This is a genomic window from Halomonas sp. NyZ770, from assembly GCF_020616575.1.
GTDB lineage: Bacteria > Pseudomonadota > Gammaproteobacteria > Pseudomonadales > Halomonadaceae > Vreelandella > Vreelandella hamiltonii.
Genome location: NZ_CP085143.1, coordinates 3,101,808 through 3,116,489 on the forward strand (window position 1 = coordinate 3,101,808; position 14,682 = coordinate 3,116,489).

Genomic DNA, 14,682 nt, shown 5'->3' on the forward strand with positions numbered 1-14,682 from the left:
ATTAGTCAGCCGCCACTGTCACCCCCTATGGTGATGCGACCACTGTTTGAGGAGCCTGCCATGCGTATTCTGGAAATTCGTGAGAAAACCGTCTCTATCGCCTCCCCCATCGCCAATGCGTACATCGACTTTTCCAAGATGACCTGTTCGGTGGTGGCGGTCGTCACCGACGTCATCCGTGACGGTAAGCCTGTGATTGGCTACGGATTCAACTCCAACGGACGCTATGGCCAGGGCGCTCTGATGCGCGACCGTTTCCTGGATCGCATCAAGGAGGCCGACCCGGACAGCCTGATCGACCATGCGAACGACAACCTGGACCCGTTCGCGATCTGGAAAACCCTGATGACCAACGAGAAGCCAGGCGGCCACGGCGAGCGTTCCGTGGCGGTAGGCACGATCGACATGGCCATCTGGGATGCCGTCGCGAAAATCGAGGGCAAGCCGCTGTATCGCCTGCTGGCCGACCGGTATCGCGGCGGGCAGGCCGACGACAAGGTGTGGGTCTATGCGGCAGGAGGCTATTACTACCCCGGCAAAGACCATTCCAAGTTGCAAGATGAGATGCGTAGCTACCTGGACCGCGGTTACGAGGTAGTGAAGATGAAAATTGGCGCGGCCTCTCTGGATGAAGACCTGCGCCGTATCGAGGCCGTGCTGGAGGTGGTGGGCGATGGCAGCCGCTTGGCGGTCGATGCCAACGGGCGGTTCGACCAGCCAACGGCCATTGCCTACGCCGAGGCAATGAAGCCTTACCGCCTGTTCTGGTACGAAGAGGCCGGAGACCCGCTGGATTACGCGCTGCAGGCGGAACTGGCCAACCATTACAGCCTGCCCATGGCCACCGGCGAAAACCTGTTCTCCCATCAGGATGCGCGCAACCTGCTCCGTCATGGCGGCATGCGCCCAGACCGAGATTTCGTGCAGTTCGACTGCGCACTTTCTTATGGCCTGGTGGAGTACATGCGCACGCTGCAAGTCATGGATGAGCTTGGCTGGTCCTCACGCCGCGTGGTGCCTCACGGTGGCCACCAAATGTCGCTGAATATCGCGGCGGGGCTGCACCTGGGAGGCAACGAGTCCTACCCGGATGTTTTCCAGCCCTTCGGTGGCTTTGCCGACGGCATTCGCGTCGAGAATGGCTACGTGGGGTTACCGGACATTCCCGGCGTGGGCTTCGAAGCGAAATCGGCGCTGTACGCGGTGATGCGGGAGCTGGGCGAAGGCTAATCCACCAGCGCGGCGGCTTCGTCGATGCCCACCGACACCAGCCGCGAGACGCCGGGCTCCTGCATGGTCACCCCCATCAGGCGCTCGGCGGCTTCCATGGCAATCTTGTTGTGGGTGATGTAGATGAACTGGACGTTCTCCGACATCTCCTTGACCAGCTTGGCATAGCGCCCCACGTTGGCATCGTCCAGCGGCGCGTCTACCTCGTCGAGCATACAGAACGGCGCGGGGTTGAGCTGGAAGATGGCAAACACCAGCGACAGCGCCGTGAGCGCTTTTTCGCCACCGGATAGCAGGTGAATGGTGCTGTTCTTCTTGCCCGGTGGGCGTGCCATGATCGCCACACCGGTTTCCAGCAGGTCGTCTCCTGTCAGGGTCAGCCAGGCAGCCCCACCGCCGAACACTCGGGGGAACAGGGTTTGCAGCCCGCTATTGACCTGTTCGAAGGTTTCCTTGAAGCGCACCCGGGTTTCCTGGTCGATGCGCTTGATGGCGCGCTCCAGGGTCTCCAGCGCTTCGCTGAGCTCTGCATGCTGGGCTTCCAGGTAGTTACGCCGCTCCGCCTGCTGGTCATACTCTTCGATGGCCGCCAGGTTGATGGCGCCCAGGCGACGAATCTTCTCGGAGGTATTCTCCAGCCGCTCCTGCCAGGTGGGTTCGCTGGCGTCCTGGGGCAGCGTCTCGGCCAGTTCATCGGCATTATGCCCCAGTTCCGCCAGCTGCTCGTCCTGGGTGGCCGCCTTGAGCGCCAGCGCTTGCACATCCATGCGCCGCTGCTGTAGCTGTTCGCGGCTCTGCTCCAGATTGCGCTCGTGCTGTTGGCGGGCCAGCTCGTCATTGCGCAGCTGCTCGGCCAGGGCCTGGGCCTGCTGGCGCGTCTCGTTCAGGCGGCGCTCCTGCTGCTCGCGCTGATGCAGCAGCTCTTCCAGCTCTTCGCTGGCGAGTTCATCCGGCTCTACCAGCATTTCCCGCGACTCTTCCAGCTCGGCAATGCGCAGGGTCAGCCGCGCCTCGCTATCGCTGGAGCGGGCTTGCTGGGCTTGAAGGCTGTCACGCTCGGCCTTCAACCTTTCCCGCTCTAGCGCCAGCGCCTGTTGCCGTGCCTTGAGCGGGGCGTGCTGCTGATTGAGCCGCTCGCGCTGCTCACGCTGTTGATGGCGCTGCTCGGCGCTGGTTTCTCGGGCTTCGGAGGCGGCTTCCAGCTGCTCCATGGCGGTATGCCAGCGGGCGCGCTGCTCTTCCAAAGTAAGCGTTAACTCCGCCTCATCCTCTTGCAGCTGGGCCAGCTCATCGTCCAGCTCGGCGGCACGGCCTTGCAGATGCTCCAGCCGCTGGGCCAGGCGCTGCTCCTGGATGGCCAGCTGTTGGCGGGCGCTGGCGTGATCACGCTCCTGCTCGGCCTGCTGCTCACGCTGCTCCTCCAGCGCGTCCAGCGCCTCGCTGGCCGTGTCGCACTGCGCATCGAGCAGCGCCAGCGCCTCTTCGGCCTGGGCGCGCTGCTCTGCAAGCTCGGTGAAGCGGCGGCGGGTCACCAGCAGGGCATCCACGCCTTCGCCGTTGGCCTGCTGATGCAGCCACCCCCGCCCACGCCAGACACCATCGCGGCTGACCACGCTTTCACCCTTGGCCAGGCTGGGCAGCAGCGCCTCAATGTCATCCGCGCTGTCGACGAAGTGAATGCTCGCCAACCACTCGCTCAAGGCCCCCGCCCCGGTGACCAGTGCGTGCAGCCGCTGGCCCGTATTGGGCAGCCCGGCGGGCAGCGCCTGGTCGATCAGGCACCAGTCGGTGGCCAGTGCTTCGGGTAGCGCCTGCAGCTGTTGGGTAGCCACCAGCCGCGCGTTGAGCCAAGGGGCCAACAGCCAGGAAATCACTCGCTCCCAGCCCGCCGACACGTCGATGGCCTCGCCCAACCGCGGTGCCTCGGCCAAACCGTATGCTGCCAGCGCCTCACCAGATTGAGGGTCGTGGTCCGCCAGGGCGGCATCGATCAATGCTTGCAGCGATGCCAACTCGCCCTGCTGCTGGCTGAGCGCCTGACGCTGCTGGTCTCGCGCTTGCTGGGCCTGCTGGTAAGCCGCCTTGGCATCGCTGAAGCGCTGCTGCCACTGCTCGCGCTGGCTCTGGAACGTGGCGGCGCGCTGGTCGGCCTCGGTCAACCGAGCGTGATGCTCGGCGTGCTCCTGGCGCAGGGCGGCCATGTCGGCCAGCTCGCCACGCTGTTGGCGGCGGCGCTGGCCTTCGGCCTGAAGGCGGGCAATTCGCTGCTCCAGATCACGCAGCTGATCCTGGCGGCGGTCGGCATCGCGGCTGGCTTCGCGCCAGCGATTTTCGGCATCGCTCCACTGCTGCTCGGCGGCCTCCAGGGCGGGGCTGGCCGACGCCAGGGTCTCTTCCAGCTCCGCCAGCTGCTCTTCGAGGGCTTCGTATTCGGGCAGTACGTCTTCCAGGCGTTCGTCGATGGCGAACAGTCGCTCGCGGTCGCCTTCGCTGACCAGCCGCTGCTCATCCAGGTCGCGGCGGGCTGTGGCGATGTCGCTGGCCAGCTGCGCTTTACGGCTGCGACGGTGGGCCTGGTCCTGTTCCAGCCGGGCGATGCGGGTGGTGGTCTCGAAAAACTGCTGCTGGTGACGATCCAGCACGTCGGCCAGCTCGTCATGCTGTTCGCGGGCCTGCTCCAGCCGGGTCTCGCACTGGCGCACGCCGAACACGTCTTTCTCGACGGCAATTTCCAGCTCGCGCACCCGGCTTTCCTGGTGCGACTGCTCGGCACGCAGGGTGCGCCCACGCAGCAGCGCCAGCTCGCCTTTGAGGCGATACTCCTGCTGTTTGAGTTCCTGATAGCGTTTGGCGGCTTCGGCCTGGCGTTTGAGGCGCTCCAGCTGCTTGTCCAGCTCGTCGCGGATGTCGTCCAGTCGCTCCAGGTTCTCCTGGGTCCGGCGCATGCGGTTTTCGGTTTCCCGGCGACGCTCCTTGTACTTGGAGATACCGGCAGCCTCTTCGAGGGTGGCACGCAGGTCGTCGGGGCGCGCTTCGATGAGCCGCGAAATCATGCCCTGGCCGATGATGGCGTACGAACGCGGGCCGAGGCCGGTCCCCATGAACAGGTCGGCGATGTCCCGGCGGCGGCACTTCTGGCCGTTGAAGAAGTAGTTGGACTGCCCGTCTCGGGTGACCAGGCGCTTGACGGCAATTTCAGCGTACTGGGCATAGACACCGCCCATGCCGCCGTCGCGGTTGTCGAACTTGAGTTCGATAGAGGCCTGCCCGACGGGCTTGCGCCCCGTCGAGCCGTTGAAGATGACGTCGGCCATGGATTCGCCGCGCAGGGTTTTGGCAGACGACTCGCCCATGACCCAGCGCACGGCGTCGATGATATTGGACTTGCCGCACCCGTTGGGCCCCACGATGGCGGTCATATTGCCATCGAAGGGGACGGTGACCGGATCGACAAAGGACTTGAACCCGACAAGACGAATGGAGGTTAAGCGCATTGTGATCCTTTCCTGCAGCGAAAGTCGCGGAGGTTACTCAAAAACGCGGTTGATGACCACCTCGGCCGCTTCATCGTCCGTGATCGGGCCTACCGTGACACTCTCCAGGTCACCGAACAGGTCCCCGGGTTGCGGCGTGGCCTGGCCCGAAGGCGACACGCGCACCATCAGGCGCGCTTCACGCACCTGTGAGATCTGGGCATCCGCCGACATCGCCGCCGCATCGTCCAGCACTACCGTCATCGGCAGCTCTGAGACCTGGGCACGAATCACCGCCAGAGGCGGTAGCTCACCGTCCATGTCGCGAGCGGTGATGAACACCGTGGCGTCGTCACTGACGCTGCCTTCCAGCTCGGCGTCCAGCGAGACATTCACCCGAATTCCCTGACTTTGTGCGGCCGCAGCATCGGCATTTTCCGGTACGACACCCATCCGCTCCTGAGCCACACGGATACCGTCGCGCAGGGAGGCCGCCGTTTCCGGATTTTCGATGTTGGCCACGGCCCGGCGCCAGCGGTCGATGGCCGTTTCGTAATCGCCACTATCGAAGGCGTGAATACCCAGCAGGCCGAGCACCGTGGGCTGACGCGGGTCGAGCTCCAGCGTCTCGTCTACCAGCGCCTGCACTTCCGGCGTCAACTGACGCTCGGCCATGAAGAACTGCAGCTGTGCCATTTGCGCCAGCAGGGGCGGGATACGCCCTTCGATAGCCAACAGACGCTCCAGCGCTTCCTCGGCCTTTTCGGGCTGGCCGGTGTCGCGGTAAATGGGAAACAGCGCGCTCCACACGTTGGGGTTGTTGGGCTGGCGCTCGGCTTCGGCTTCCATCCGCTCGGTGAACATGCTCAGCGAGCCTTCAGGGTGCTGACGCACTTCCTGCTGGATGGCGTACAGCGTCAGGTCGCCTTCGGCACCATACTGCTGGTACCAGAACGTGCTGGCACCGACCACGGCCACCATCACCAGCGGCACCATCAAGCGGCCAGCACTGGCAGACTTCAGCGGCCGACGGGTCTCGACGACGGTGTCTTCCAGCAGGCTACGCTCCAGCTCCAGGCGATCTTCCTGATAGCGCGCGTCGTCGATGTCTCCCCGATCCCGGGCGGCCTCCAGCGAGGCCAGACGGCGCTGAAAAATCGCCACGTTCTGCTCGGCCGTGGTGTCGTTGGCCTCGAAGGTTTCCAACTGGTCACGCAGCGTGCGAGCGCCGCGCATGGGTGCCACCAGCAGCCACAGCGCAGGTATCAGCAGTAAAGCAATCGCAATCCAGACCGGTGTCATGACGACCTCTCGCGGTTAATCAGGGCATTCAGGCGGGCGCGTTCTTCTGCGCTCAGGGCCTTGGCAGAGGCGTTGCGGCGGGCACGCACCACCATGATGACGACCACCAGGCCAATCACCACCAGAACGATGGGCAACCCCCACAGCAAATAGGTGCGGTTCTCCAGACGCGGGTTGTAGAGAATGTAATCGCCGAAACGCTGCACCATGTGGTTGATGATTTCGATATCGGCCTGGCCTTCGTTCAGCAGCACGTAGACGCGCTCGCGCATGTCCGCCGAGATGGGCGCATCGGAGTCGTCGATGGCCTGGTTTTCACACAGCGGGCAGCGCATGGAGGCGGTCAGGTCGCGGTAGCGCTTTTCCAGTACCGGATCATCGAACTCGCGCACTTCGATTCCGCCGGCCATGACGCTACCGGCGGTGGCCAGCAGCATGGCCGTCACTATCCAACGAATTATCGCCATTTTTCTACCTCCGGCAGGATACGGTCACGGACATCTTCCGGGGAGACATAGCCCTTGTGGTGATAGCGGATCACGCCCTCGGCATCCACCAGAAAGGTTTCCGGCGCGCCGTACACGCCCAGGTCGAAACCGAGGCTGCCATCCGGGTCAAAGATGTTGATCTCGAAGGGGTCGCCGAATTCGGTCAAAAACTCCAGGCCTTTCTCGCGGGTATCCCGATAGTTGATGCCCACCATGCGGATACCGTGATCCGCCAGTGACAGCAGCTGCGGCATCTCTTGCTTGCAGGCCGGGCACCACTCACCCCAGACGTTGACCAGCGTCAATTCGCCGATGAACAGCGACTGGTCGACCTGGCGTTCGGCGTCACGCAAGGTAGTGGCCTGAAACTCAGGAAACTCCCGCGCCATGAGGGCCGAATCCCGCTGGGAAGGGTCCTGCCCCAACCCTTGATAGAGAAACAGCGCAATGCCCAGGAAACCGATGGGCAGCAGTAACAGTAGCAAACGTCGCGTCATACCGGCGCCTCCTGAGCGGGCTGGGCTCGGGCAGTCTCAGGTTGGCGTACGCTGACTCGGCGGTAGCGCTTGTCGATGACGGCCAGCAGGCCACCGAAGGCCATCAGCAAGCCACCCAGCCATAGCCAGCGCACGAAGGGCTTGTATTGCACGCGCATGGCGTAGCTGCCATCGCCCAGGTCTTCGCCCATGGCCACGTAGAGATCACGGAAGAAACCGGGGCGCAGCGCTACCTGGGTCATGGGCATGCCGGTGGCCAGGTAGAGGCGTTTTTCCGGCCGCATGACGAAGCTGCGTCCTTCTTCACCGCGCTGAACCTGAATGATCGAGGTATCGGCCAGGAAGTTGGGGCCACGCCGATTGGTCAGTTCGGTCATGGTGAACTGGTACCCGGCAACTTCCACCGTCGTACCCGGCGACATGCGCACGTTACGCTCGATGTTGTAGTTCGACACCACGGCCACGCCCACGATGGTGACCGCCACGCCCAGGTGGCCCAGCACCATGCCCCAATAGGAGAGCGACAGCTTGCGCAGGCCCGCCACGAACGAACTGGCGTGACGTGTCTTGTCGAACAGGTCGCGCACCATGGACAGCACGATCCACAGCGCCGAAATGATGCCAAGCGCTACCCACAGGTTCCATTCACGGCCATACACCAGCGGCATAGCGATGCCCAGTGCCAGCGAAGCAGCACCCGCCAGCCACAGTTTGCGCCACAGCTCCTTGCCGCTCATGCTCTTCCAGCGGGCCAGCGGGCCAAGGCCCATGAAGATACACATCACCACGGTCAGCGGAACGAACAGGGCATTGAAGTAGGGAGGCCCGACGCTGATCTTGCCCAGCCCCAGCGAATCCAGAATCAGCGGATACACGGTGCCCAGCAGTACCGTCACGGTCATGATGACCAGCAGGATATTGTTGATCAGCAGCAAGGAGTCCCGAGAAAGCCAGTTGAAGCCCACCTTGTGGCTGACCCGCGGAGCACGCAGGGCAAATACCAGCAGCGACAGGGTGACCGTGATGGCCAGCAACATCAGGATGAAGAAGCCACGGGATGGGTCGTTGGCAAATGCGTGGACCGAGGTGAGCACGCCCGAACGCACCAGGAACGTACCCAGCAAGGAGAGCGAGAAGGTCGAGATGGCCAGCAGCACGGTCCAGCTCTTGAACGAGCCGCGCTTCTCGGTCACCGCCAGCGAGTGCACCAGCGCCGTGCCCGTCAGCCAGGGCAGCAGCGAAGCGTTCTCCACCGGGTCCCAGAACCACCAGCCGCCCCAGCCAAGCTCGTAATAGGCCCACCAGCTACCCAGCGCGATGCCCACGGTCAGAAACGCCCAGGCAATGTTGGTCCAGGGGCGCGCCCAGCGGGTCCAGGCGGCATCCAGACGCCCCCCCAGCAGCGCCGCAATGGCAAACGCAAACACCACCGAAAAGCCCACGTAGCCCATGTAAAGCATCGGCGGGTGGACGATCAGGCCGAAGTCCTGCAGCAGCGGATTCAGGTCAGCGCCGTCGGCGGGCATGTTGGGCAGCAGCCGCTCGAAGGGGTTGGAGGTCATCAGGATGAACAGCAGGAAGCCGACACACACCATGCCCATGACGCTCTGCACCCGAGCCACCATGTCCCGAGGCAACTCCTTGGAGAACACCGAAGCCGCATAGCCCCAGCCTGCCAGCATCAGGCTCCAGAGCAGGACCGAACCTTCATGGTTGCCCCAGACGGCGCTGAACTTGTAGTACCAGGGCAGCAGGGAGTTGGAGTTGTTGGCCACGTTGGCCACGCTGAAATCATCCAGCATGTAGCTGGTGGTCAAGCACAGGTAGGCAATGGCCACGAACAGGAACTGGCCGGTTGCCATGGGGTAGCCATAGGCCATCCAGAGGGGGCGGCGGGTGGCGGCTCCCAGCAGCGGCATCACGGCCTGCACGATCGCCATCAATAGCGCGATGACCAGCGCAAAGTGGCCAATTTCAGGAATCATTTTAATCAGCATGAGCGCTCCGCATTGGCAGTAAGCATTACCGAATATTGCAGGGATAAGCCGTTAGTAATCGCTTGCTTGTGGAACGCCCTGCTGCTCCAGGCGCTTACCCACTTCGGCGGCCTTGGCCTGGAAATCAGCGGGCGAATAGCCCGCTTCTTTCAGTGCCTGGGCGACTTCCGGCGGCATGTAGTTTTCGTCGTGACGCGCCAGCACTTTATCGGCGTAGAGTCGGCCATCGGCCTGCAGCTGGCCCACCACCACCACGCCCTGCCCTTCACGGAACAGGTCGGGCAGGATGCCGCTGTAGTAGACCTCGACATCGTCCACGTAGTCGGTCACCGTGAACGCTACGTCGAGGCTGTCGGGGTCACGCAGTACCGAGCCTTCTCGGACCATGCCACCGGCACGAATCTGGCGGTCCAGAGGGGCGTCCCCCTGGGCGATTTGTACCGGGCTGAAGAACAGGTTGATGTTAGCGCGCAGCGCATACAGCGTGAGCCCCACGGCGATGGCGGTCAGCGAGACCAGACCCAGAAAGATAAACAGCTTTTGCTTGCGTTTAGGCGTCATTGCACACATCCCCTTGAGCAGAGTTAACCGGGTTCTGCGCAGCCGTAGTACCGTAGGGGGAAGCCGTGCGCTGCGCTTTTTCACGACGCATGCGGCGTTTGACTCCCTTGATCAACTGGCGCCGCTCCAGGCGAGCGTGCAGCAGGATCCCTAACATCAGAAGCGCAGTTACGCCCCAGGCGGCCCACACATAGAGACCGTGGCCGCCCATGGCAAAGAATTCGTTCAGCGAGGCAAAGGTCACTGGCTCACCTCCTCGGCGAGTTCACGCACCCAGCGCTTGTTGGCTTCCCTGCGCAGAATTTCACTGCGGGTACGCATCAAGGCAAGCGCGATAAAAAAGCTGTAGAAGCCCAGCACCATGATCAGCAGCGGCGCCCACATTTCCATGGGCATGGCCGCGCGCCCGGTGATGGTGAACGTAGCGGGCTGGTGCAGGGTGTACCACCAATCGACGGAGTATTTGATGATCGGAATATTGATCACGCCCACCATGGCCAGCATGGAAGCCGCCCGCGACCCGCTGTTACGGCTGGTGAAGGCGCCACGCAGAGCGATGACCCCAAGATAAAGGAACAGCAGGATCAGCATCGAGGTGAGCCGAGCATCCCACATCCACCAGGTGCCCCAGGTGGGCACGCCCCAGACGGCGCCGGAAAACAGCGCGATGAAGGTCATGGCAGCGCCCAGCGGGGCAATCACGGTGGCCAGCATGTCGGCGACCTTGATTTTCCAGACCATGAACACCAGCCCGGAAATGGCCATGGAGACAAAGATGGACTGGGCCAGAAACGCAGCAGGCACATGCACGTAGATAATGCGAAAACTGTTGCCCTGCTGGTAGTCGGCGGGTGCGAACACCAGCCCCCATACGCTGCCCACGGCCAGCAACAGCGCGGCTGCCACCCAGAACCAGGGCTGTAGCTTGGCACTGATCGCATAAAACCACTTGGGAGATCGCAGTTTATTTATAAAGCCCCACATGGTCTTCCCATCCTTTAACCGTTAATACTGATGCGTAGCGACGCGGCAATCGCCCAGGGTGCCAGCATGAGCGACACCGCCAGCAGCGCCCCCAGTATGGCCAGGTGAGCGGCCATCCCATCACCCAGAATGGCGGCCTGTACCGCGCCCGCCCCAAAAATCAGAACCGGGATATACAGCGGCAGCACCAGCAGGGACAGCAGTACCCCGCCCTTGGCCAGCCCCACGGTCAGCGCCGCGCCAATGGCCCCTATCAGGCTCAGGCTCGCGGTGCCCAGCGCCAACGACAGCGCCAGCACCCCGTAGCTGCCTGCTGGTAGCGACAACATGATACCCAGCACCGGCGCCATCAGCGCTAGTGGCAGCCCGGTCAACAGCCAATGCACGGCCACCTTGGCAAGCCCCAGCGCCGCCAGCGGCTGAGGGGCCAACAGCAGCTGCTCCAGGCTGCCGTCTTCGTAATCGCTGCGAAACAGGCTATCCAGCGACAGCAGGGCCGCCAGCAACGCCGCTACCCACAGCAGTCCCGGCGCAATGCTGGCCAGCAAGACAGGGTCAGGCGAGATGCCAATGGGAAACAGCGTGATGACCAGTGCAAAGAACACCAGCGGGTTCAGCACCTCACCCTTGCGCCGCAACATCAGCGTCAGGTCGCGCTTGAGCGTGGCATGAATGGCCACTCCAACCCCCCCCTGCGGGGTATGCAGGACCACCTCAGGGGCACTCGACAGGGCGTGTGAAGATAGGGCGTGTGAAGATAGGGCGTGTGAACGTTGCAACGCTGACTCCTTTTTAGCCCAGCTGAATACGTCTCAGCACCGATGATTCGGTCAGTGCATGGTGGGTCGTCACCAGAACACAGCCGCCAGACTGAGCATGTGCGACCAGCTGCGCTTCCAACGCCATGACACCGTGGCGGTCAATCGCCGTGAAAGGCTCATCCAGGACCCATAGCGCGCGCGGCGTCAGCGTCAACCTTGCCAAGGCAATACGCCGCTGCTGACCAGCGGAAAGTTGTCCTGCCGGGACATCTTCAAAGCCCACCAGACCAACCTCGAACAGCGCTTGCTCACGCTGTTGATCGCTGCCTTTTTCACCATTGAGCGCTTGATACCACGCCAGATTTTCCAACGGCGTGAGGCCCGCTTTAACGCCGGGGGCGTGCCCTAGATAGAGTAGGTTTGCGAGAAAATGTTCACGGGTCTGGTGCATGGGGGCACCGTTCCAGAATAGCTCGCCACGGTAGTCGGTCAGTTGGCCGGAGAGGATCTTCAACAACGTGGTTTTACCACTGCCGTTGGGGCCTTCGATGCGGACGATCTCGCCGCCCTTGATGTCGAGGTCAAGTCCTTCAAATAGCCAACGATCATCGCGTTCACAGGCCAGTTGTCGGGCTTGCAGGCACAGGCTCAAGAGACTCTCCAGACGCATTAATTTTGGGTCGAACTCTACACGGAAAGGCGCTTTTTCGCCAGTCACGCTCTGCGGCCTGGGGTCGCAGCATGACACAGCTCAAGCCCTCGCCACAAAAGCCACGCTTCAAACAGCACTAGTACTGTATGCAAAAACAGGCTTATACTGTAACTACTGTATGGATAGACACCTCTTCAACCACGCCTATCCATTCGCTCACTCGACCGCCTTGGCACAGGCGCTACATGGGAGAACACACAATGACGATCTGCTTCGCCCCCCAGATAACGTCTCACGTACCTTCTCAACCGCTGCCACCGTCTAACCTGCGTCAGCGCCTTGCCTCTCCCCCTCGCCAGGTAAACCAGGACGGTCAAGTGACCCGGCACAACACCTATGCCCTACGCATTCGTGGCGACCGCTTGCAGGCCAGCCAGCTCTTCGACGGTGATCTGCTCATCATTCATCGCCATCAGCACGACACCCAGCAGGAAACGGCCACCCTGACCATCAACGACCACCAGTTTCCCTTGAAGCATTTATCCATTACCCGCCTGGGGGTCCACTTGTGCCCGGAAGATGCAGCGATGCCCGTGCTATTCCTGCATAATGGTGATATCCAGGTGCTGGGCATGGTCATGGGCGTGGCACACCACACTCGGCAGACTCAGCATCACTGATTCGTCCTTATGTTGGCGAGGAGTTCTGTTTGCGTTACCACATTCCTGACATCGCTCCCGAGGCGTGGCACTCTACCGAGATCGAAGTAGAGAAAAGTCAGTTTCTGACCTGGCTATGCCATGCCCCCAGCACCAGCGCCTTCGATGCCCTGCTCCAGGCCGCCAAAACCGCCCACCCCAATGCCAGCCACCACTGCACCGCCTTTATCGCCGGCCCACCGGGGGAGCAGACCCGCATTGGCTTTTCGGATGACGGCGAGCCCGGCGGCACGGCGGGTCGCCCCATGTTTCAGGCGCTGCAAGGTAGCCAGCTAGGGGAAGTGGGTTGCGTGGTCATTCGCTACTTTGGCGGTACCAAGCTGGGCACCGGTGGGTTGGCCAGAGCCTACGCCCAGGCCGTCAACGCGGGGCTGGAAACACTGCCTACCCGGGAGGTGATCGAGCGCGACAGCTATCGGTTACGTGTTGGCTTCGCCCATGAGGCGCAGGCCCGAGCCTGGTGTGAAGAGCAGGCACTGCCTGTGGAACAGGCTGAGTACGATGGGCATGGCGTGTGCCTGACCATCGGCTGGCCCAGCGATGTAGCGCTGGATATCGGCAGCCTGGAGAATCGACTGAAAACGACCGTGGCGTTCGAAGCGCTGTAAGTAAGTACACGGCCTGCCGATGAAAGCTCGGCAAGCCGTGAAAGGACTCAGGTTCAACTCGACTCTATCCCAGTCACCCGTTCTATCCCAGGTACTTGATCATGACCCCGGCGGCCACCGCCGAGCCGATCACCCCGGCCACGTTCGGCCCCATGGCATGCATCAGCAGGAAGTTATGCGGGTTTGCCTCCAGCCCCACCTTGTTGGCAACCCGCGCCGCCATCGGCACTGCCGAAACGCCAGCCGCGCCAATCAACGGGTTGATGGGCATCTTGCTGACCATGTTCATGAGCTTCGCCATCAATACACCCGCCGCCGTCCCGATACCAAAGGCAACGATGCCCAGGCCCAGAATCCCTAACGTCTCGAACGTCAGGAAACTGTCGGCCATCAGCTTGGAGCCCACGGACAAGCCCAGAATGATGGTCACGATATTGATCAGCGCATTCTGCGCGGTGTCCGACAGCCGCTCCACCACGCCACACTCACGCATCAGGTTGCCAAAGCAGAACATGCCCAGCAGCGGCGCTGCATCCGGCAAGAACAGCGCGACGGCAATCAGCAGCATCAGCGGGAAGATCACCTTCTCAAGCTTGGAGACCGGACGCAGCTGCGTCATGGTGATCTTGCGCTCTTTCTCGGTGGTCAACAGCCGCATGATCGGCGGCTGAATGAGTGGCACCAACGCCATGTAGGCATAGGCCGCGACGGCAATGGCCCCCAGCAACTCTGGCGCCAGGACGCTGGACACATAGATCGACGTAGGCCCGTCCGCCCCACCGATGATGCCGATGGCGGCCGCCTGATTGAGCGAAAAGTCCATGACGCCCAGAGAGGTAAGCAGCACTGCACCAAACAGCGTGGCAAAAATCCCGAACTGGGCGGCCGCCCCCAGAAACAGCGTACGCGGGTTGGCCAGCAGAGGACCAAAGTCGGTCATCGCACCTACGCCCATGAAGATCAGCAGTGGTGCAATGCCCGAGGCAATGGCAACACGATAGAAGCTGTAGAGCATGCCATCGTTGTAGCCTGCGCCCAGGGCAATATCCTTGGCCACACGTAGCTGATCGTAGGCCGCCGTATCGTGAGCGACGGCTTTCAGCACCTCACGCCACCCCTCGACCCCCGCCAAGGGGTCCAGGGTAACGCCCAGCGCAGCCGCCATCTGTTGCAGCACGGCAGGCTTGGCCACCTCGATGGCCTGATCGAGCGCCGAAATGGCCAGCCCGGCTTCCGGAATATTGGCCAGGATGCCACCGAAACCAATCGGCACCAGCAGCAGCGGCTCGAATTTCTTATAGATCGCCAGGTACAAAAGCCCCAGCCCTACCAGAATCATGACCGCCTGGCCAAGCTCCAGGTTATAGAGCCCGGAGCCTTCCCATAAGGTGATTAGTTTGTCCATGCGGG

At 62.4% G+C, this 14,682-nt stretch carries 14 protein-coding genes; 3 read left to right on the forward strand and 11 right to left on the reverse strand.

What is annotated here, in order from left to right; genetic code table 11:
• Positions 1-60 precede the first annotated feature (60 nt).
• Positions 61-1,230 (forward strand): mandelate racemase/muconate lactonizing enzyme family protein, encoded by a 1,170-nt coding sequence (locus LG409_RS14355; protein WP_096922377.1) that lies wholly within the window; start codon positions 61-63, stop codon positions 1,228-1,230.
• Here LG409_RS14355 and smc read toward each other — a convergent pair.
• From smc to ccmA, 10 genes are all read right to left on the reverse strand, one after another.
• Complete coding sequence (gene smc, locus LG409_RS14360) at positions 1,227-4,724, reverse strand: chromosome segregation protein SMC (RefSeq protein WP_227406973.1); 3,498 nt, start codon at positions 4,722-4,724, stop codon at positions 1,227-1,229. The genes LG409_RS14355 and smc overlap by 4 nt on opposite strands.
• A gap of 33 nt (positions 4,725-4,757) precedes the next feature.
• On the reverse strand, positions 4,758-6,005 hold the full coding sequence (ccmI, locus tag LG409_RS14365; RefSeq protein WP_227406974.1) for a c-type cytochrome biogenesis protein CcmI: 1,248 nt from the start codon (positions 6,003-6,005) through the stop codon (positions 4,758-4,760).
• Complete coding sequence (locus LG409_RS14370; RefSeq protein ID WP_026001813.1) at positions 6,002-6,472, reverse strand: cytochrome c-type biogenesis protein; 471 nt, start codon at positions 6,470-6,472, stop codon at positions 6,002-6,004. Before LG409_RS14370 ends, ccmI begins: the two co-directional genes overlap by 4 nt.
• Complete coding sequence (locus tag LG409_RS14375) at positions 6,463-6,990, reverse strand: DsbE family thiol:disulfide interchange protein (protein WP_227406975.1); 528 nt, start codon at positions 6,988-6,990, stop codon at positions 6,463-6,465. Before LG409_RS14375 ends, LG409_RS14370 begins: the two co-directional genes overlap by 10 nt.
• The gene (locus LG409_RS14380; protein ID WP_319799328.1) at positions 6,987-8,987 is read right to left on the reverse strand and encodes a heme lyase CcmF/NrfE family subunit; all 2,001 of its coding nucleotides are present in this window, start codon (positions 8,985-8,987) and stop codon (positions 6,987-6,989) included. The genes LG409_RS14375 and LG409_RS14380 overlap by 4 nt, the downstream gene beginning before the upstream one ends.
• A 51-nt stretch (positions 8,988-9,038) precedes the next feature.
• Positions 9,039-9,548: a cytochrome c maturation protein CcmE gene (ccmE, locus tag LG409_RS14385; protein WP_016914826.1), complete on the reverse strand. Its 510-nt coding sequence runs from the start codon at positions 9,546-9,548 to the stop codon at positions 9,039-9,041.
• Complete coding sequence (ccmD, locus tag LG409_RS14390) at positions 9,538-9,792, reverse strand: heme exporter protein CcmD (RefSeq protein WP_227406976.1); 255 nt, start codon at positions 9,790-9,792, stop codon at positions 9,538-9,540. The genes ccmE and ccmD overlap by 11 nt, the downstream gene beginning before the upstream one ends.
• The gene (locus LG409_RS14395) at positions 9,789-10,532 is read right to left on the reverse strand and encodes a heme ABC transporter permease (RefSeq protein WP_227406977.1); all 744 of its coding nucleotides are present in this window, start codon (positions 10,530-10,532) and stop codon (positions 9,789-9,791) included. The genes ccmD and LG409_RS14395 overlap by 4 nt, the downstream gene beginning before the upstream one ends.
• A 14-nt stretch (positions 10,533-10,546) precedes the next feature.
• Positions 10,547-11,263 carry a heme exporter protein CcmB gene (gene ccmB, locus LG409_RS14400; protein ID WP_227408129.1) on the reverse strand — a complete coding sequence of 239 codons (717 nt, stop codon included), beginning with the start codon at positions 11,261-11,263 and terminating at the stop codon, positions 10,547-10,549.
• 61 nt (positions 11,264-11,324) lie between these two features.
• Positions 11,325-11,945, reverse strand: a complete 621-nt coding sequence (gene ccmA, locus LG409_RS14405) for a cytochrome c biogenesis heme-transporting ATPase CcmA (RefSeq protein ID WP_227408130.1) — start codon at positions 11,943-11,945, stop codon at positions 11,325-11,327.
• 260 nt (positions 11,946-12,205) lie between these two features.
• On the opposite strand from ccmA, the gene LG409_RS14410 reads away from it, so the two are divergent.
• Both LG409_RS14410 and LG409_RS14415 read left to right on the forward strand, forming a co-directional pair.
• Complete coding sequence (locus LG409_RS14410; RefSeq protein ID WP_227406978.1) at positions 12,206-12,625, forward strand: LexA family protein; 420 nt, start codon at positions 12,206-12,208, stop codon at positions 12,623-12,625.
• 29 nt (positions 12,626-12,654) lie between these two features.
• Entirely contained in the window at positions 12,655-13,272 is a 618-nt protein-coding gene (locus LG409_RS14415; RefSeq protein WP_227406979.1) for an IMPACT family protein, read from the forward strand.
• An 82-nt stretch (positions 13,273-13,354) separates the two neighbouring features.
• Here LG409_RS14415 and LG409_RS14420 read toward each other — a convergent pair whose 3' ends face one another.
• On the reverse strand, positions 13,355-14,677 hold the full coding sequence (locus tag LG409_RS14420) for a sodium ion-translocating decarboxylase subunit beta (protein WP_227406980.1): 1,323 nt from the start codon (positions 14,675-14,677) through the stop codon (positions 13,355-13,357).
• Between the last annotated feature and the right edge of the window lie 5 nt (positions 14,678-14,682).

Bases quoted from the DNA above. Each gene is read 5' to 3' on its own strand.
- LG409_RS14355 (WP_096922377.1), top strand. From the start codon at position 61: ATGCGTATTCTGGAAATTCGTGAGAAAACCGTCTCTATCGCCTCCCCC.
- smc (WP_227406973.1), bottom strand. From the start codon at position 4,724: ATGCGCTTAACCTCCATTCGTCTTGTCGGGTTCAAGTCCTTTGTCGAT.
- ccmI (WP_227406974.1), bottom strand. From the start codon at position 6,005: ATGACACCGGTCTGGATTGCGATTGCTTTACTGCTGATACCTGCGCTG.
- LG409_RS14370 (WP_026001813.1), bottom strand. From the start codon at position 6,472: ATGGCGATAATTCGTTGGATAGTGACGGCCATGCTGCTGGCCACCGCC.
- LG409_RS14375 (WP_227406975.1), bottom strand. From the start codon at position 6,990: ATGACGCGACGTTTGCTACTGTTACTGCTGCCCATCGGTTTCCTGGGC.
- LG409_RS14380 (WP_319799328.1), bottom strand. From the start codon at position 8,987: ATGCTGATTAAAATGATTCCTGAAATTGGCCACTTTGCGCTGGTCATC.
- ccmE (WP_016914826.1), bottom strand. From the start codon at position 9,548: ATGACGCCTAAACGCAAGCAAAAGCTGTTTATCTTTCTGGGTCTGGTC.
- LG409_RS14395 (WP_227406977.1), bottom strand. From the start codon at position 10,532: ATGTGGGGCTTTATAAATAAACTGCGATCTCCCAAGTGGTTTTATGCG.
- LG409_RS14410 (WP_227406978.1), top strand. From the start codon at position 12,206: ATGACGATCTGCTTCGCCCCCCAGATAACGTCTCACGTACCTTCTCAA.
- LG409_RS14420 (WP_227406980.1), bottom strand. From the start codon at position 14,677: ATGGACAAACTAATCACCTTATGGGAAGGCTCCGGGCTCTATAACCTG.